The organism is Streptomyces sp. NPDC092045, from assembly GCF_044756005.1.
Classification (GTDB): domain Bacteria; phylum Actinomycetota; class Actinomycetes; order Streptomycetales; family Streptomycetaceae; genus Streptomyces.
In genome coordinates, this window is record NZ_JBIVSC010000019.1 from 40,965 (window position 1) to 58,584 (window position 17,620).

Here is a 17,620-nt window from a genome sequence, read left to right on the forward strand (position 1 = left end):
CCGGTCGTTGGCGGTGTTGATTCCACTCGACACTGCCGACAGCCCGGGGGCTCTGTTGCTTCCGTATCGAGCCATGCTCGACGTCCCGCACGAGTTGGTCGAGCATGTTTCCTGGCCGATCTACGCTCGAAGGCGTGAACTGAACTCGCCGTGGGGACGGCCCGGCTGCTTCAAGCAGGCACTCCTCACGCCGGCCCACCTGCGGAAGAACGAGACGTTTGCCCAGCTCGCGGCCGGCTTTGGCGTCTCGACCGCGACTGCCTGGCGCTACGTCGACGAGACTCTTAACGTCCTCGCAGTCTGGACACCGGGCCTGCACGAGGCCCTGACTGGACTGGGCGAGGGCGATCACGTGATCGTCGACGGCACGCTGATCCCCATCGACCGTATCGCCGCCGACGAACCGTACTACTCGCAAAAACACCGCATGCATGGCATGAACGTGCAGGTCATCGCCCGTCCTGACGGCACACCGCTGTGGTTCTCCCGTGCGACACCAGGCTGGACCCATGATCTGACCGCGGCCCGGGCCCATGGCATTGTGCAGGCCTGTCTGACCCGGCAGATCCTCGTTCTCGCCGACCGCGCCTACCAGGGCGCCGGCGCCACCGTCCGCACACCATACAAGAACCACCGCGAACAGCCCGAGCACTACCAGCAGTTCAACCGCGACCACGCACGGCTGAGAGCACCTGGAGAACGGGCCTTCGCCCAGCTGAAGTCCTGGCGCATCCTCCGCCGAGCCCGATGCTCCACCCGACGCATCGGCACCATCGTCCAAGCCATCCACACCCTGCTAACCTGCAGCTACTCAGGATGAAAAAGGCTCACGGACTCACCGCGCGTCCCTACTGCCCAGTGCCGATCAGGCCGGGGCGACTGCTTGCCGGTGACATCAATGCAGTAGAGGTCCTTGTCCGGCAGGCGGCCGGTGCTCAGGAAGCCGACGGTGGCCTGGTCGGCGCAGGCGGAACCCTGACCGTAGACGTAGTGCCCGCCGTTGTCGACGCCGACGTAGACGGAACCCTTGCCGAGCGCCTTGTGCAGCCCGACGCCGCTTTCCCACGGGGTGGCGTGGTCCCGGCGGTTCTGCAGGATCAGGGTGTCGCGCGATCCGCCCTTCACGACCTCGACCGCTGCCTCGACCGGCTTGCCCCAGAAGGCGCACGCCCAGATGTTCGCGGGCATGCCCGCGGTGAGCGGCCACTTCTCGCGGTCGGCGGCAGTGCGGGCGGCGTAGCCGTCGGTGTCCTGTGGCCATGCGGCGTCACCGCAGGTGAGGGCCATGAACATGGTGGCCTGGTTGTCCGCCGGAATGCCAGCGGACGGCGGCGGAGCGGCGAACACCTGCTGGAGGGCCTTGATGTCGGCGGCCGTGGCGCTGCCGTGGGACAGGTTCTCGGCGGCTTTCCAGAAGTTGACGAGTACGGGAAGGGTGTCGTTCTTCAGAAGCAGGGCGTAGGTCGTGTTGCACAGCACCGCCCCATCCAACGGTATCGATGCGCCGAGAAGCTTCGCCGGCCTGCGGTCGAGCCGGTCGGCGAGGGTGAGATAGTTGCGGCTCACCTCCGCGGCGTTCGTGCCCAGTTCGAGGGTGTCCGCCTGTGCAGCAGCGACGCGGGCGGCGTCGGAGAATCGGTCGGCCATGCTCTTGCCCCAGGTGTCCTCGACCTGGTCGGCCCATACCTTGGCGGGGTCGACGTTGCCCTCCAGGACCATCCGGTCGGTACGGTCCTGGAAGAGCGAGCGGTATACCGTGCCGAGGTAGGTGCCGTAGGACTGACCCCAGTAGGAGATCTTCTTCTCATCGAGCGCCTGACGGATGCGGTCCATGTCGCGTGCGGTGTTGGCGGTGTTGTAGTGCCGCAGCTTCTTGCCCGCATTGTCAGCGCACTTCTTGGCGACGGCCTCGGCGTGGGCCGCGTTCTTCGTGATCGAGCCGTCCGCGGCGGGGTAGGGGAAGAGTCCGGGCACGCTGGGGTCCGGCAGACCGCAACTTTGCGGGGTACTGTGCTCGACGCCGCGCGGGTCGAAACCGATCAGGTCGTAGCGGTCCAGCACCAACTTCGGCAGTATGGACGCCATGGCCTTGGGCATGCCCAGACCTCCAGATCCCGGCCCGCCGGGATTCAGCAACAGAACACCGCGCCGCTTCCCGGGCCGGGTGGTGGACAGCCGGGAGACGGCCACGTTGATCTTCTCGCCGTCCGGGTCCTGGTAGTCCAGCGATACCTCCAGCGTTGCGCAGTCCAAGCCCTGGTCACGGGTCTGCCCCTCAGCTGCGGGCGGGAGCGCCGAGGGTGGACACTCGTCCCATGCGATGCCGGCCGGCCGCGCGCCGTCGGTGTCGGCAGAACACCCGGCCAGTACGCCTCCTACCAGTGTGGACACCATCAGCGTCGCGGCGATCCGGCGGCTTCCGCGGAAACGGGGCGTCTGAGCGGGACTGGGCTTCGCAGACATGGTGTGCTCCTCGACTGCTCGATTGATCGGCCGTGTTCGGCCGTTGTGTTGACGATTCGAGTCAAGGAGAAATCACCGGCGGGCGCGTCACTCCTGAGAGGACGAAAGCATGTAGCTCGCGCGGGGGACGCCGGGCCGCTGCCGCAACCGTGCCCTGCTCGCCCGCCGTAACGAGCCCCGCACCGGCGCGTTCCTCTCGCTCGGACACGTGAGAGGGGTGGCGAGGACCCCATACGTTCTGGCGCATCCCCCGTGAGAGCTACCGGAGCTGTCCATTCGCGGGTGATTCGCGAGCGTCTGCGGGTTCCTAGCGTGTTTGCCAGGTCGCCGCAGGAGTGACCCGTTACACGGGAGGCCATCATGGGCACGAAGTCCGCCCTACGACACCGCGCAAATTCCGGCCCGGATGAGGGCCGAGAGGGAGACGGCAGCGGCCGTTTCGGCCGGATCGCACGATCCCCGATGGGCTGGATGCTGACCGGAATGGTCGGCGTCGCAGTGACCTCGGGGCTGACGGCCACCGGGCCCGGGCTTGTACCGGTGCTGGGCGCGGCCGCCGCGGTGGCGGTGTACTGCTACGTCATGCGCCGGGTGGCCCGGCGTTCCATACCGGAGATGGCTCGGTCCGGTGCTGGCCGGCAGGTGTTGCTCGGCGGTGCGATCGGGCTGGGCTTCATCCTCGTCTCCGCCCTGCTGATCACGGCGTTCGGAGGCTATTCGTTCACTTGGGCGGGCGACGGCGTCATATCGGTCGTGTGGAGGACGATCGCGCTACAGATCGGCGCCGCGGTCACCGAGGAGCTGTTGTTCCGCGGTCTCGCCCTACAGGCCCTCGAACAGCTGTGGGGCAGCCGGGCGGCCATCGTGATCACCTCGCTGTTCTTCGGCGTCGCTCACCTGGGCGCCGAGGGGGCGAACGCTTGGAGCGGACTGGCTATTGCTCTGGAGGCGGGCGCCCTGCTCGGAGCCGCGTTCCTGTGGCGACGTAGCATCTGGTTCGTCGTAGGGCTGCACTTCGCCTGGAACACCACGGAGCAGCTGCTCGGCATCCCCGTCTCCGGGCATGCCCCCGAAGGCCTGTTCAACGTGGATGTTCACGGCTCCGCTCTGCTGACCGGTGGCGACTTCGGCCTGGAGGCGTCGATCATGCCCGTCCTTATAGGGGTGGCCATCGCCGTCACGATGCTCGTTCGTGCCCACCGCAACGGTGACATCAAACCGCGTCGACGCGCGGGCCGCTGAGACAGGCCGACTACCGGAGGAATCCGCAGTGATGTCCCTTCAGAAGCTCCGCAGCAGGAGCGGCCCACTGCTCCGGACCTCGCTCGGCCGATGGCAGGAGCGGGATGTTCTCGTCAAGGACGGCGTCCTCGCCCTGATGCTGGCCCTGCTGGCCTTCGTACCGCCCCTCTCCCAGGTCGGGGCGCAGATCGGCGACCTGCCCGAGCGGACGCCGAGTGTGCTGAGCGGCGGACTGACTCTCGCCCAGACCCTGCCACTGGTGATCCGCCGCAGGCGGCCCGCGGCCTGTCTGGCCGTCATCGCGGCCGCGTTCGCCGTACACCAGGCGCTGGGCTTCGCCACCACGTTCGCGAGCGTAGGGCTGTACCTGGCCCTGTACTCCACCGGCGCCCACCAGGTCCGGTACCGCACCGGCCTGGTCGTCGCGGCGGGTGCGGGTTACACCCTGCTGGCCGTCGTCCTGCACCGCGCGGGCTCACCGAACAGCATTCCGGATTACCTCGCCTTCTCGCTGGCTCTGGCAGCCGCGTGGCTCGTGGGCAGCACGGTGCGTACGCGGCGGACGGAAGAGACAAAGCGCCGGCAGCTGGCCGCCGAGGTGGCCACGGTTGCCGAGCGGGCACGGATTGCCCGCGAGCTGCACGACGTGGTCACCCATCACGTAACGGCCATGGTGGTCCAGGCCGACGCGGCGCAGTACCTGCTCACGTCCGCACCGGAACGCGTCGGCGAAGGGCTGACCGCGGTGAGTGACACCGGCCGCAGGGCACTGAAGGAACTGAGGTACCTGCTCGGCGTTCTGGAGGCGACCGGCGAGGCGGCATCCGCAGAGCCGGCGGGTGCGGACCGGGCCCCCGCCCTCGGCCAGGTGAGAGACCTGGTCGAGCAGGCCCGCAAGTCGGGCCAGCCGGTCGAGTTCAGCGAGCGCGGCGAGTGGCGACCACAGGGCGTGAACGTGGAGCTGGCCGCCTACCGGGTCGCACAGGAGGCGCTCACCAACGCCATGAAGTACGCGTCCGGGCAGCCGACACGGGTCATGCTCGGGTACGGCGACGAGCACATCGAGATCGTGGTGGCCACCGACGGGCCGGTTGCCGCACAGGCTGCGCGGAAGCCGGGTGCCGGAGGCGGACGGGGGTTGGCCGGGCTGCGTGCACGTGTGCGGATGCTCGATGGTGAACTGACGTCCGGACCGCGGCCCGAAGGCGGGTTCGAGGTCCGTGCCACGATTCCGTCCAAGCCCTTTCAGGAGTGAACCCCTTGAGCGATACGCCGTCTCCGATCCGTGTACTCGTCTGCGACGACCAGGCGCTGGTGCGGACCGGCTATGTCACCATCTTCTCCGCCCAGCCCGACATGGAGGTCGTCGGAGAGGCCGAGAACGGGCATGAGGCGGTCACGGCCGCACGCCGGCTGTGCCCCGATGTGGTCGTGATGGACATCCGGATGCCGCTGCTCGACGGCATCCAGGCGACACGACAGCTTGCCGGCCCCGATGCCGAGAACGCGTCGAAGGTACTGGTCGTGACCACGTTCAACATCGACGCCTACGTCTACGACGCACTGCGCGCCGGAGCGAGCGGCTTTCTCCTGAAGGACGCGCCTCCGGCGGAGCTGATCAACGGTATCCGTACCGTCGCACGGGGTGAGGCCCTGCTCGCCCCCGCCGTCACCCGCCACCTCATCGGCCACTTCGCGCGGCATCTGCGGCCAGCCGACACCTCCCGGCCGGCCAGGCAGGACATCGTGCACGCGCTGACGCCCCGCGAACTGGAAGTACTCCAGCTGATCGCCGAAGGACTGTCGAACGCGGAGATCGCCGCCACGATGTTCATCACGCCTGAGACCGTCAAGACCTACGTGTCGCGCATCCTGGCGAAACTCGGCCTGCGCGACCGCGTTCAAGCCGTCGTCCTCGCTTACCGGGTCGGACTGGTCTCCGGCACACCGTGACCGGTACACGCGTGTACTCGGTACGGCGCCGTCCACCATCGGCCACGGATTTTTCGAAACAGGGTGTACCACCTGTCACACACAGGTGCTTCGTCCAGTGTCCTTCTCAACAGGAGAAGGCCATGCCCGTCACCACCACCACGCACCTGAACTTCCGTGACTCGGGCCGTGAGGCGCTGGACTTCTGCCAGTCCGTTTTCAGCGGACACGCCATCGCGCTGACCTACAAAGATGCCGGCGACGTACAGGGGAAAAACGAGGCAGACTTGGTGGTGTAGGCCATGTGCTCGCCGACAACGGTTTTCACGTCATGACGCACGACGTGCCTTTGCCGGGACCGTACGAGCAGGACGCCTACCCGTTCTTCGTGTCCGTGCGCGGCCAGGACACCACGGAGATCAGCACCCTGCGGCATGAACTGGCCGCGCACTCGGACGTGTAACGCCCGCTGGAGTCCGCGGCATGGACCCCACTGTCCGGCATGCTCACCGACCGCTTCGGCGCAACCTGGATCCTGAACATCACCGTTCCGGCCCGTGCCGGCGAGGGCTGGTAGGCCGAAACACCCTCACGAGCACGGATCACAGGAGGGGCGGCTCCCGAGCCGAGCAGTATTCGGCCGGCAGGTCTCCATACGGAGGCCGAGGCAGTGCCGCCGGCCGTCGTCATAGCCCGGCCCGGTCCGGGTCACGCCGGCGGGGCAGTCAGCACGGCTTCGGCGGCCGGGCGGAGATCCCAGACCATCGGATTCGGGTCACCCCTGCGGCTGACCAGGACGACCTGGCTGGGGGGTGCGCCCTTGATCGGGACAGTGACGAGGTCGGGACGCAGTGAGCTGCGGCGATCGCCGATAGGTAGCACGGCGACCGCTCTGCCGCTCGCGACGAGTTCGAGCTTGTCCTCGTAGCTCTCGATCAGCGGCACGCCCGCGCCGAGAATCCGGTAGGAAGCCCAGTCCGCAGTCTCGAACGCGCAGGGCGCCACCTCCTCGCCGGACAGTTCCTCCGCGGTCACCGACACGCGATCAGCCAAGGGGTGATCCCGCGGGACAACGAGCATCCTGGGTTCCTCGTACAGCGGCGTGGTGACTACGTCGTCGGTGGCGAACGGCAACGGGGCCCGCGCGATCAGGGCGTCCACATCCTTCTCCGGCAGGGCGCCGACACCGCGGCAGCTCAGGTATCGGGTGGTGATCTCCGCATCCGGGTGACGGCGGCGCAACTCCCGTACGACGGGAGTGATCACCAGGTCTTCGACATACCCGATGGTGATGCGTCTGGTCTGGGCTTGTTCACGCACGGCCAGTTCGGCCTGGCGGACGGCCTGCAGCAGGGCTTGGGCCCGGGGGAGAAACGTCTGGCCGGCAGGAGTGAGCCGGGTGCCCTGGGGTGTGCGGTCCAGCAGTCGTGCGCCGAGGTGTTTCTCGAGCCGTTGGATCTGGCGGCTCAGAGCCGGTTGGGCCACGTGCAGGGCGACGGCGGCCCGGCCGAAGTGCTGGTGTGCCGCCACCACGGTGAAGTAGCGCACCAACCGCAGTTCCAGGTCCTGTCCGAGATCGTTCACCGTTGCAGGGTACGCGTCATGCTGTTTCGGAATGACCGGTTGCCCAAGGGGTCTTGGACGGCCGTGTCCTCCCGGGCCTTGACTGAAGGTGCAACGTTTCTCCGAGAAAGCGATGGGCGTGATGAAGGCGATCCAGTTCCACGAGGCGGGCGGGCCGGAAGTCCTGCGGTATGACGAGGTGCCGGTTCCCGAGATCGGCTCGGGCGAGGTGCTCGTCCGGGTGCATGCGGCGGGCGTCAACCCACCGGACTGGTATCTGCGTGAGGGGCTGAAAGTCATGCCGGTCGAAATGAGGCCGGCGCTGGACTTCCCGCTGATCCCTGGAACAGACATGTCGGGCGTGGTTGAGGCGGTCGCTCCGGACGTGTCCGGGTTCGCCGTCGGTGACGAGGTCTTCGGCATGCTGCGGTTCCCGGGATTCGACGGTCGGACGTACGCCGAGTACGTGGCCGCTCCTGCTTCCGACCTGGCTCACAAACCAGCCGATATCGACCACGTGCAGGCGGCCGGTGCGCCGATGGCCCTGCTCACGGCCTGGCAGTACCTCGTCGATCTCGGTCACGAGGTGCCGTCTCCCTTCACCGGCCAGGTGCACCAGCCGCCGTCGATCACGCCCGGGACGACCGTGCTGGTCAATGGGGCCGCCGGCGGAGTGGGCCACTTCGCGGTCCAACTGGCGAAGTGGAAGGGGGCACACGTCATCGCAGTGGCCTCGGGACGGCACGAATCGTTCCTGCGCGAACTCGGCACCGACGAGTTCATCGACTACACCACCACGCGGGCCGCAGACGTGGTCAGCGGCGTCGACGTGGTGATCGACACCGTCGGAGGTCCGGACAGCCGGCGATTCCTGACCGTGCTCAAGCGCGGCGGCATCATGCTCCCGGTGTTCTTCGCCGAGTACGACCCGGAGGAGACGGCGCGTCTGGGCATCACCGTCTCGAACATCCAGGTGCGCTCCAACGGCGCCCAACTCGCCGAGATCGGAAACCTCTTCGACAAGGGCAGGCTCCGGGTCGGCGTGGACAGCACCTACCCGCTCTCCGAAGCAGGTGGCGCACACACGCGAGCCTCACGGGGCCACATTCAGGGAAAGATCATCCTGACGGTGTCGCAGTGATCGCCGACCTCCAGCAGACAGTGGCGCGCTACGCCCACGCCCTGACGAGGCGACGGCGTCCGGCTTTGCGGATCTGGGCCGGGGAGCCGAACTGGTCCAGCAGAAGGAGATCGGCGTACGGCCCGCCTGGCGCGGTGTAGGACTGGCACGCCGGATCCACGACGCCTTCCTCTCCGCCCGGGACGATCCGTACGTGACGCTGATGGTCAACGAGACGGCCGGAGACGGGAAGGTCCACGCTCTCTACCGATCCTGGGGGTATGAGGACCTCGGCCACAGCCAACCCTCCCCGGTCTCACCCCGTCTCACCGTGATGATGCGCCCTGTGTCCTGACGGCCGCCGAGAGGACGCTGCAACACCTCACATCGTCGATGAAGGCCACCGTCATCGACGACTCTCAGGGCCGCACGCTCTGAACCGACGCCTTGCGACCTGGCCGGATGCACGATGCGATCGCCGCATGCAATGAGGGCATCGGTGTCTGCTTCCAGCATTTCCCCGACGTGGGGTTCTCCTGGACGACGGATACCTCGGCCTCCGCTGCGACCACTCCTCAGGCGATCACGCCACCCAGAAAGTCGAACAAGGTCGCCCTCCCTCACGTGCACGCAGCCAGAGAGGAACCCCGGCACCGACACTTATCGAAGCGCATCACCGTCGAGCACGCGCTCGCCGACCACAAACGCTGGAAGCAGCTGACCCGCTGGGACCCACCGGCGCAAGCCCCGGCCCGACACTTACCGGGCCATTGCCGACCTCGTCTCCGACCGCACCGCCAACACCTGAGAACAGGCCATGACCAGGCGAAAAACGCCTGCACAGCTATCATGCACCAGCTCGTTAGTAAGGGTCAGTCGTCGGTTCGGGCGATCTGGAAGGCGATGGCGACGAGGTCGTCGCTCAGAGTTGCAGCCCACCGGGCGACGTCTTCCTCGATGAAGGCGACGAGTCCTGAGGGCGACACCGCTCCGGTGCTGTTTGCGCAGTGGTTCTGGAGGCGTTCGCGCAATGGATAGAACGTTCCTGCGCGGTTACGGCACTCGGTGATGCCGTCGGAATAGGCAAGGAGAATTTCGCCGGGGTGCAGGGGGAGCGTGACGGTGTGCGGAGGCGCGGTCAACAAGTCGCCCATGCCCAGCGGCAGACTGTGCTCGCTCTCCACGACATATGCTCTGCCGCCCCTGATGGCGAGTAGCGGCTGATGGCCCCGGTCCAGGACATGGACAGCACGGGCGTTGTCGGGGAACTCGAGCAGGACAGCCGTGGCGAAGACCTCCTCCGCCGGTGCCGTATGTCCGGTCGGGGAAACCGCGCCGGCATCCTGTAGTGGGGCCATCGGGGGGGTTTCGCGGTCGAGTTCGAGAGCCGCGTCGATCCGTTCTGCCACCTGGCTCAGTGACGGGTAGAGCAGCGCTGCTTCCTGGAAGGCGGAGATGACCGTGGCGACGGTCTGTGTTGCGGCAATGCCTTTGCCCTTGACGTCCCCAACGATCGCCCGTAGGCCGAAGGGGGTGGGGCGGACGCTGTAGAGATCGCCGCCGATGAGTGCCTCCTCGTCGGCCGCACGGTAGAAACCTGACAGACGCAGGTGGCCGATTCGTTCGGGCAGCGGTCTCAACAGGGCGAGTTGCACGGCTTCGGCGACTGTCTGGACGCGGCGGAAGCGGGTTTCGGTCCGCTGGCGAACTACGCACAGCCATGTGGACAGCAGGGTAAGGATGGCCAGAACGATGAGGGAGACGATGGTCAGGGGACCGACATAGTCCTCGACCATCTGGGTGAGCGTGAGCAGCAGGCATCCGGCGGCGCCGACGGCCAGGACACCGCCCGGAGGGTAGGTGAACAGGGACAACACCACGGAGGCCGAGAGCAAGGGGCCGAGGGGATAGCGCGGCGGTGTGAGCTGATCGACCACCAGCGTGACCACAATGAGTGCGGGTGGACCCCAGCGCAGCCACCGGGGCGGCCACGGATGCTCCTCGTCCCAATGCCTGTGCTCCAGAGCAGCCCGCCCCGTACCCACACCCTCACCCCGTCTCACTCGCTCTGCCAGTCCGGATACCGCTCCCCTCGGCCGTGGAGAGGTGGAAGGGAGCGTCGCCCTGGCCGGTGGCTTCCGTTCGGGCACAACCAGGCCCGCCCTACCGGGCACCGGCCCCAGGGACGGAGTGGACAAGCTCTCATGCCTCCGCCCCGCAGCGGGGGATCCTCAGCGGCGAGTCGGAACCGAGGAAACCACTCGGCCGGACACGGCACACGAATTCGCGCCTCATAACTGCCCCAGCACGCAACGTCACAAGTTCCGGCACGATAAATTGTCCCGAACTCAACAGACTCGAATCTCGATAATCCGATCACGCCAGACTGCTGAAAGTCCCAGAATGGGCTCGCTAGGGCAGCACAGAAGTGAGCTGTTTTCGTTCTGAATATTGAACCGCAACTCTCTGGTTACCTAACGAGCTCGTAACACGATCTTGTGAACTTGCCCTAATCAGGCGTGACCGGTGTGACGATTCGGCCGTTCGGAGGGCGTGAGTGTTCGGCCGTGGATCGTGGACGACGACTTGTGGGCGCTGATCGAGCCGCTGCTGCCGCCCTGGCCCGAGAGGGCTCCCGGCCCGCGGCCGGTGCCGGACCGGCAGTTCCTGCAGGGCATCCTGTACGTGCTGCACAACGGCATTGCCCGGCAACTGCTGCCCCTGGAGCTGGGGTTCGGCTCGGGGCAGACCTGCTGGCGGCGCCTCGAGCGCCGGCAGCAGGCCGGAGTCTTCGACCAACTGCACCGCATCCTGCTCGCCGAGCTGAATGCGGCCGGCGAGCTGGAGTGGTCCAGAGTATGCGTGGACGGTTCCCACGTCCGCGCGAAAAAGGGGGTGCCGACACCGGTCCGTCGCCGGTCGACCGGCGGGAGACGGGCAGCAAGCACCATGTGATCTGCGACGGACGCGGCACCCCGCCGAAGGTCATCACCACCGCGGCCAACGTCAACGACGTCACGCAGACCCTCACCCTGGTCGACGGCATCCCGCCCGCCACCGGCCGCCCCAGACGCCCGCGACGGCGTCCCGAAGCCCTGCTCGGCGACAAGGGCTACGACTCCGACCCCAACCGCCGCGAACTGCGAAAACGTCGGATCCTGCCGATCATCTCCCGCAGGCGTACCCCGAACATCGAGGGCCTGGGCAAACTCCGCTACATCGTCGAGCGGACCTTCGCCTTCCTCCACCAGTTCAAACGCCTCACCGTCCGCTGGGAACGCCGCACCGAACTCCACGACGCCTTCATCTCCCTCGCCTGCAGCCTCATCTGCTGGAGACGACTCAAGAAGACCCGAACATGATCGTGTTACGAGCTCTACGAATGGCCCGATCAACCCGCCTAGAAGGTAGGGCACCTGAGGGTCCTAACGCGTCAAGTCGCTCAGTCATAGCCGCTGTGTAAGGGCTGTCCCGTAAGTGATCTTGCCCTGCAATGATCTCGACCGTGTCACACGTGATCACAGCGTTTGAGCCGTCATGGATAGCCCGTTCACTGGTGTGGCTCCGCGCCAGTTCAACCGGGTGGTGAGTGCCCTGCGGAGGGAAGGCGCCGACGTCGCTCGGCGAGGTCGGCCGTGGGGGATTTTGCTGGAGAACCGGGTGCTTCTGGTGGCTGCCTACTGGCGCACCAACCTGACGCTGCGGCAGCTCGCCCCGCTCTTCGGTGTCTCGAAGTCCGCGGCTGGCCGCATCGTCAGGCACGTCGGGCCTCTTCTCGCGTTCCGGCCCCGGAAGCGGTTTCACAAGGACGCCGTACTCATCGTGGACGGCGCTCTGGTTCCCGCCTGCGACCACGCGGTGGCGGAGCGGTCCAAGAACTACCGGTACTCGACGAATCACCAGGTCGTCATCGACGCGGACACCCAACCGGTGGTCGTGGTCGGCCAGCCACTGCCGGGCAACCGCAACGACTGCAAGGCATGGGAGCTGTCCGGGGCGAAGGCCGCTGTCGGGAAGGCCGCAGTGATCGCCGACGGAGGCTATCGAGGTACTGGGCTCGTCATCCCACACCGCCGTGCCCCTGGGCAGAGCGAACTGTCTGCCTGGAAGGAGGAGCACAACGCCTCTCACCGCAGGATCCGCGCACGGGTTGAGCATGCCTTCGCCTGGATGAAGACCTGGAAGATCCTGCGTGACTGCCGTCTCAAGGGCGATGGCGTGCACCATGCGATGCTCGGCATCGCCCGTCTGCACAACGTCGGGCACCGTGACTGACTGCACCCGGCCGAAGGACTGTCCGTTCAGGATTCAGCGGGCAGGAGCTGGACCAGGCCGACCCAGTTCTCCTCGTCCACCTTGGTCTGGGTGGCGCGGACCCTCCAGCGGCCGGCGGGCAGCGAGACCGACGCCTCGGCGGGCATCCCGCCGCCGGGGTACTCGATGCCCAGGTCGGACCCCGCCTCGGCGGAGTCAATGAGCACCGCCGGTCCGTCCGAGGCCCAGGTGCCACACTCCTCCCATACCGTGGCCGGGTCTGCGAGGGCAGCGTCGGCCGCGGCTCTCAGTCCGGCCTCTGAGTCGGCGGCGAGCCACCGCAGGAACGCTTGATGCTGGGGCAGATAGCAGCTGGTCGCCGGCTCGTCCGCCAGCACCAGTGCCTGCGCACCGTACTCGTCGAGAGGGATCACACCGGCCAGCTCGTCCACTGTGCAGGCCCGGTCGTAGTCGTCTGGGGCGGTGGCGTCTCCCGCCATGAGCCCACTTTCCGTGCACCCGCCCCAGGAGGTCAGGGCGGAGACGGGGATGACGATCAGAGGACCGCCCAACGACTCCACCCAGACAGTGGAGGGGGCGGAGGCATCGTCTGCGGTGGATGAAGAGGTGTTCATGCACGTCAGTGTGCCCTCGCCCACTGACAACGTCCCCGCATTCATCGGAACCCGGCACGGGAAAGGCTCAGCGCCTATGGCAAGCAGCAGTTACGGGACAGCCCTTAAGGAGATCTTCAGTAAACGGTGTGCCACGGTGGTCGAGGTCAGCGCCAGGGGTCAGACCGGCCAGGTAAGTGTCGCGGTCAGTGTCGGTCAGGTGGGCGAGGCAGGCAGTGTGACCGGGGATACGAATGCCGCGGCAGCCAATGGGATCAGTGACCGGGTCGGCATCTTGAGCACAGTACGGCCAGGGCGGCGGTATTGAAGTTACTGGGGATGGGGGCGTGGTCATGGCGGAACAACTCCAACGAGAAAGAATCCGTTCCGGCGGGTGCCGAGCGGATGACAGACAGGAAGTAGGAGCCCCAAGAGGTTAGTTCCTCTCAGGACCTTCTGGTGGCTCGTAGCACTACGTCTCCGGAGCGCCGGGCGCCGGTGGGCGGGGCTCGAAGGCGGTGCCCCGCCCCTTTGTCGGGACTCCCGCAAGTTCCTTCTGCATAGCCCATCATCTTCTGACCTGCGGTACTGGTGAGCGGGGGTCCACTCGATCGCCTGGAGACTCCGACGTTCCGTCGAGATTCCTGACGATCTGCCGCTATCCATGACGCATGGCCGTTCCCAGTGAGCTGAGGCGTCGATGACGCTCGCGGTCGTCCGGTCGATCGGTACGCCGCGGCGACTGGCGACGGCGCAGGAGTACGAGGACTTCGAGCAGGAGCTGGTCGACCAGTTCCTGCTTGCCGGGGTCGGCGCCGGGATGGCGGACGGTTCGATTGCCGACGATCGGCGGGCGATCTTCGAGTACGTGCGGTTCCTTGGCCGGCCGGTGTGGACGAGCGGTCCGAAGGACGCCGACCGGTTCCTGGCGGACCAGCGCAAGGTCAAGCGGCTCGCGCACAGCACGGTGCAGAGCAAGGCATGGACGCTCGCGCAGTTCTTCGACTTCCTGACCGCTCGCTATCAGGACGACATCCACACGCTGACCGGTCACGTGCTGGTGCAGCCGATCGACGAGTTCAACCGGCCGGCCAAGAGCGAGTACGGAACCCAGCGCATCCCGCCCGCCGAGGCGGAGGTGGAGCAGCTGTTCAACGGGGGGCGGGAGTCGTTGGGGAGCGCGAGGAAGTTCCTGCCCGCGGCCCGGGACTACATGGTCGCCTCGCTGTGGCGGCGGGTCGGGACCCGCATGACCGAGACGCTCAAGCTGGATATCCGCGACTGGCGGCCGGACCTGGGCGACTTCGGCAAGCTGCACATTCGACACGGCAAGGGCAGCCGGGGGCGGGGCGGAGGGTGACCCAGCCGTCGGCGGGGGTCCGGGAGGCGGTGGCCGCAGCAGCCGGTGCGCCTGCGCCCGGAGCTTCGGAGCCGTTGGGGAGTAACTCCCAGGCGACCAGGGCGAGCAGCGGGACCATGAGCGCGGCTGCGAGCGCGACGGTGCGTGGCTCGGTCCGGCGGGGCTGCGAGCCCGTGGATTCCTCGGTTTGCAGGTGAGCCTCGGCCGTGGCGTCGACTTCGGGCACGGAGCTCGGCGCCGTGGCGGACACGGCAACGACACCTGCGGCGATCCGGTCTCTGGCGTCCAGCCAGGTGCTGACCCGTTGCCCGTCCCCGCAGGCGCGGACGAACGCGGCCAGCAGATTGGGCGGTGGCAGACTCGTCCGCCTCAGGACGTCGGCCAGCGTGCTGCGCGCCAGCACGTCACCGTTTCGGGCTGCCTGCGCCTCCAGTTCGCGATATGCCAGCCCTGAACGCTCCTTGAGCTGCCGCATCGACTCGATGAAACCGGCAGCGTCTCGGGCTTCATACGGCGACAACCCCCAAGGCCCCCCATGAACGCTTGCTGCGGCTCTGGCAGAAGGGCAACGGCGGATTCGGCTATGCCCGGCTGTCCGGGGTGGGATCCGGACAAGACTCTGACCAGCCCGGACAGTCCGGGTCTGTCCGGGACAGCCGGTGGCCGTTGCCTCGCCCCTCAGCGGTCAGCAGTCTCAGTGGTGCCCCGGCTGCTCAGTCGAGATCGTCCCGGCTGACGTCAGGTCGCCTCGGACAGCTCGTCTGCCCAGGCTTAGGCACTCGTCGCGTTCCCGTACATTGATCGACAAGGAGTTTGTCGTGAGATCCAAGCTTTCCCGTACGATCGCCGTCGCTGCCGCGGGCGCCGGCCTCGTCCTGTCTCTTGCTGGCTCCGCCCAAGCGGACGGCGGCACCTACCGCGCCAGGCTCGCTAACGGCTGCGGCTCTACCAGCGGCACTTACCACTGGTACGCCTCCACCGCCTACAACGGCAAGACGTCCTACAAGACCGACTGGGATTTCAACCTCTATGACCTGTGCTCCACCAACGGCTACGCCGTGAGCCTCTACAGGAAGTACAGCAAGTGGAACGGCAGCGCCTGGATCAATGACGGGTCGTACCACAAGATCGCTGCTTCGGGTGCCGAAAGCAACGTCGCCGACGTCCGGATCTTCCTGTGCGAGGTTGGCCGTCCCTCCACCTGCGTGGGCATTTCCTAGCTCTCGCCACTGGGCCGGGCGCTGAGCCCGGCCCGCCATGGCCCTGCAAAGGACCTGCCGCTGTCCTCATGGAACTCCTCGACGAGGGCCGGCGGTCCAGCACTGAAGCAACACGGTTCGCGCCAACGCAGTGGCCCCGCCTCCGGCGGGGCCGCTGCCCCGTCCAGCCAAGATTTCCATTGGCCTTTACATGCAAAACAGGCACTCAAAGAGCTTTTTGTCCCGACGATGGTGCTTCATCACAGTTCAGGTGACGGACTGCTTCGTGTCAGCTGGGGCAGTAGGCGCCCTTGTGGCAGGTGAGGAGAATGGCGGCCTCCGAGAGCCCGTTTCGGCTCCTTCACTCCTGTCTGATCCCAACGCATCCCCTGTGGGACCGGTTTACGCCCTGTGGCAGGGCGGCGGCCATCGGTACTACCGAAACATGCCTCGTAAGCAGCCGCCTTATCCTAGTGGCCTCTCCGATGCCCGTTGGAAACTACTGGAACCAACTCTGACGGCCTGGCGGGCCGAGCGAAGAGGGAAGGGCCTGGACATCGGCCGGCCACCCGAACACGACCTGCGCCGGATCATGGACGCCATCCTCTACGTCGACCGGACCGGGATCCCCTGGCGATACCTGCCGCACGACTTCGCTCCATGGGAAACCGTTTACAGTTACTTCGCCGCGTGGCAGAAGGATGAGGTCTTCGACCAGCTCAACGGTCTCCTGCGGCGCCTGGTCCGGAAGGCCGAAGGCCGTGACGCCGAGCCGAGCGCCTGTGTCCTGGACGCCCAGAGCGTCAAGACCTCGGCCAACGTGCCCGCGGCCGGCCAGGGCATCGACGCGGGCAAGAAGATCGCAGGCCGCAAACGGCACATCGGCGTCGACACGCTCGGCCTCCTCCTGGCCGTGCTGGTCACCGCCGCCAGCGTCTCCGACAACGCCGGCGGCATCCAGGTGCTCTCACAGATCGCACGGGCCCACCCGCAGGTTACAAAGGCCTGGGCCGACACCGGCTACCGCACCACAGCCATCGACCACGGCGCCCGCCTCGGCATCGACGTCGAAGTCACCCGCCGCGACCCCGGCCAGAAAGGTTTCAAGGTCCTCCCGCGACGCTGGGTCGTCGAGCGGACCTTCGGCCGGCTGATGCACCACCGGCGCCTGGCCCGCGACTACGAAGCCCTACCCGCCCGCTCCGAAGCCATGATCCACCTCGCGATGATCGACCTGATGAGCCGTCGCCTCACCCGAGAAGCCACGCTGAACTGGCGCGGCACACAGCACCCGAACGGGCCGCAACGAGAAAGCGTCAACCCTCGCCGAAGCCGCGGAAGGTACCTGATTCATCAGCGGCGTCGGCGAACTCCGCAAAGTCCATGTTGGCGATGCTGAGGTTGGCCGAGATGTCAGGAAACCACCGAGCAGGGACCCTGAACGTCCGCCCGGGCTCGTCTGAGAGATCCACGGCCAGGAGCGGGTGACCCGGATCCTCCATCGTGGTTGCGTCCGCCCGAAACATGTAAACGATCTGCTCGTCTTCGTCCGCAGCAGCCTCTTCAGCCATCAATGCCTGGACCCCCACGTCGGCGAAGCGAAGCTCGCTGACATACGTGGCATGGGGGTACTCGTCGGCCGCGTCGAGTGCAGTTCGAACCGAGTCCCAGGCCCCCTCATCACCGAAGTCGGTACGCAGGACCAGCGAGGTCAGATCATCGGGTTGAGGCAGAGACATCTCGTGATCCTCTCACCTGACGCTGACATCGACTGCCCAGACCAGCCCCCCCGGCACCGGCAGAACTCCTCAAGCAACCCGGTGATACCAAACACCCCTGCCAGGACAAAAAGCTCTTTCAGGTCACCGTGAAG

15 protein-coding genes and 4 pseudogenes are annotated in these 17,620 nt (G+C 66.9%); 14 read left to right on the forward strand and 5 right to left on the reverse strand.

Features of this window, described 5'->3' with window-relative positions; all coding sequences use genetic code 11:
- Positions 1-13: 13 nt before the first annotated feature.
- Positions 14-820 (forward strand): transposase family protein, encoded by an 807-nt coding sequence (locus ACIQKA_RS29205; protein ID WP_402542935.1) that lies wholly within the window; start codon positions 14-16, stop codon positions 818-820.
- On the opposite strand, the gene ACIQKA_RS29210 is transcribed toward ACIQKA_RS29205, so the two are convergent.
- Entirely contained in the window at positions 808-2,463 is a 1,656-nt protein-coding gene (locus ACIQKA_RS29210; RefSeq protein WP_402542893.1) for an alpha/beta hydrolase, read from the reverse strand. The two genes, ACIQKA_RS29205 and ACIQKA_RS29210, sit on opposite strands and share 13 nt — an antisense overlap.
- Positions 2,464-2,823: 360 nt before the next feature.
- On the opposite strand from ACIQKA_RS29210, the gene ACIQKA_RS29215 reads away from it, so the two are divergent.
- From ACIQKA_RS29215 to ACIQKA_RS29235, 5 genes are all read left to right on the forward strand, one after another.
- Positions 2,824-3,705 carry a type II CAAX prenyl endopeptidase Rce1 family protein gene (locus tag ACIQKA_RS29215; protein WP_391097130.1) on the forward strand — a complete coding sequence of 294 codons (882 nt, stop codon included), beginning with the start codon at positions 2,824-2,826 and terminating at the stop codon, positions 3,703-3,705.
- A gap of 31 nt (positions 3,706-3,736) precedes the next feature.
- Positions 3,737-4,960, forward strand: coding sequence for a sensor histidine kinase (locus tag ACIQKA_RS29220; protein WP_402542894.1), 1,224 nt, complete (start codon positions 3,737-3,739; stop codon positions 4,958-4,960).
- Between the two features lie 5 nt (positions 4,961-4,965).
- Complete coding sequence (locus tag ACIQKA_RS29225; RefSeq protein ID WP_391097128.1) at positions 4,966-5,658, forward strand: response regulator; 693 nt, start codon at positions 4,966-4,968, stop codon at positions 5,656-5,658.
- A 122-nt stretch (positions 5,659-5,780) separates the two neighbouring features.
- On the forward strand, positions 5,781-5,936 hold the full coding sequence (locus ACIQKA_RS29230; protein ID WP_402542895.1) for a hypothetical protein: 156 nt from the start codon (positions 5,781-5,783) through the stop codon (positions 5,934-5,936).
- Positions 5,937-5,968: 32 nt separating this feature from the next.
- Complete coding sequence (locus tag ACIQKA_RS29235) at positions 5,969-6,100, forward strand: hypothetical protein (protein WP_402542896.1); 132 nt, start codon at positions 5,969-5,971, stop codon at positions 6,098-6,100.
- A gap of 245 nt (positions 6,101-6,345) precedes the next feature.
- Here ACIQKA_RS29235 and ACIQKA_RS29240 read toward each other — a convergent pair whose 3' ends face one another.
- Positions 6,346-7,221 (reverse strand): LysR family transcriptional regulator, encoded by an 876-nt coding sequence (locus tag ACIQKA_RS29240; RefSeq protein WP_402542897.1) that lies wholly within the window; start codon positions 7,219-7,221, stop codon positions 6,346-6,348.
- 121 nt (positions 7,222-7,342) lie between these two features.
- On the opposite strand from ACIQKA_RS29240, the gene ACIQKA_RS29245 reads away from it, so the two are divergent.
- The 3 genes and pseudogenes from ACIQKA_RS29245 to ACIQKA_RS29255 form a co-directional block, all read left to right on the forward strand.
- Positions 7,343-8,341 carry an NADP-dependent oxidoreductase gene (locus ACIQKA_RS29245; RefSeq protein WP_402542936.1) on the forward strand — a complete coding sequence of 333 codons (999 nt, stop codon included), beginning with the start codon at positions 7,343-7,345 and terminating at the stop codon, positions 8,339-8,341.
- Positions 8,342-8,435: 94 nt separating this feature from the next.
- Positions 8,436-8,675 (forward strand): annotated as a pseudogene (locus ACIQKA_RS29250) (GNAT family N-acetyltransferase); the annotation flags it as partial.
- Between the two features lie 32 nt (positions 8,676-8,707).
- Positions 8,708-9,128 (forward strand): annotated as a pseudogene (locus ACIQKA_RS29255) (transposase family protein); the annotation flags it as partial.
- A gap of 64 nt (positions 9,129-9,192) precedes the next feature.
- Here the strand turns inward: ACIQKA_RS29255 and ACIQKA_RS29260 are convergent.
- Positions 9,193-10,257, reverse strand: coding sequence for a SpoIIE family protein phosphatase (locus tag ACIQKA_RS29260; protein ID WP_391097126.1), 1,065 nt, complete (start codon positions 10,255-10,257; stop codon positions 9,193-9,195).
- A 616-nt stretch (positions 10,258-10,873) separates the two neighbouring features.
- Between ACIQKA_RS29260 and ACIQKA_RS29265 the strand changes: the two genes are divergently transcribed.
- Together ACIQKA_RS29265 and ACIQKA_RS29270 are read left to right on the forward strand one after the other, a co-directional pair.
- Positions 10,874-11,682, forward strand: a protein-coding gene (locus ACIQKA_RS29265) for an IS5 family transposase (RefSeq protein ID WP_402542898.1) whose coding sequence is annotated in 2 segments (ribosomal slippage) — positions 10,874-11,191 and positions 11,194-11,682 — 807 coding nt in all. Because the reading frame shifts where the segments join, the coding sequence is not laid out codon by codon here.
- A gap of 143 nt (positions 11,683-11,825) precedes the next feature.
- Positions 11,826-12,595, forward strand: a pseudogene (locus ACIQKA_RS29270) (transposase).
- Between the two features lie 26 nt (positions 12,596-12,621).
- On the opposite strand, the gene ACIQKA_RS29275 reads toward ACIQKA_RS29270, so the two are convergent.
- Entirely contained in the window at positions 12,622-13,209 is a 588-nt protein-coding gene (locus tag ACIQKA_RS29275; RefSeq protein WP_402542899.1) for an Imm21 family immunity protein, read from the reverse strand.
- Between the two features lie 679 nt (positions 13,210-13,888).
- Here ACIQKA_RS29275 and ACIQKA_RS29280 point away from each other — a divergent pair.
- The 3 genes and pseudogenes from ACIQKA_RS29280 to ACIQKA_RS29290 all read left to right on the forward strand — a co-directional run.
- Complete coding sequence (locus ACIQKA_RS29280; RefSeq protein WP_402542900.1) at positions 13,889-14,548, forward strand: hypothetical protein; 660 nt, start codon at positions 13,889-13,891, stop codon at positions 14,546-14,548.
- An 818-nt stretch (positions 14,549-15,366) separates the two neighbouring features.
- Positions 15,367-15,768, forward strand: a complete 402-nt coding sequence (locus ACIQKA_RS29285; protein ID WP_402542901.1) for a hypothetical protein — start codon at positions 15,367-15,369, stop codon at positions 15,766-15,768.
- 424 nt (positions 15,769-16,192) lie between these two features.
- Positions 16,193-17,032 (forward strand): annotated as a pseudogene (locus ACIQKA_RS29290) (IS5 family transposase); the annotation flags it as partial.
- A 31-nt stretch (positions 17,033-17,063) separates the two neighbouring features.
- On the opposite strand, the gene ACIQKA_RS29295 reads toward ACIQKA_RS29290, so the two are convergent.
- A complete protein-coding gene (locus ACIQKA_RS29295) occupies positions 17,064-17,486 on the reverse strand; it encodes a DUF6924 domain-containing protein (RefSeq protein WP_402542902.1) in 423 nt (140 codons plus the stop codon).
- Between the last annotated feature and the right edge of the window lie 134 nt (positions 17,487-17,620).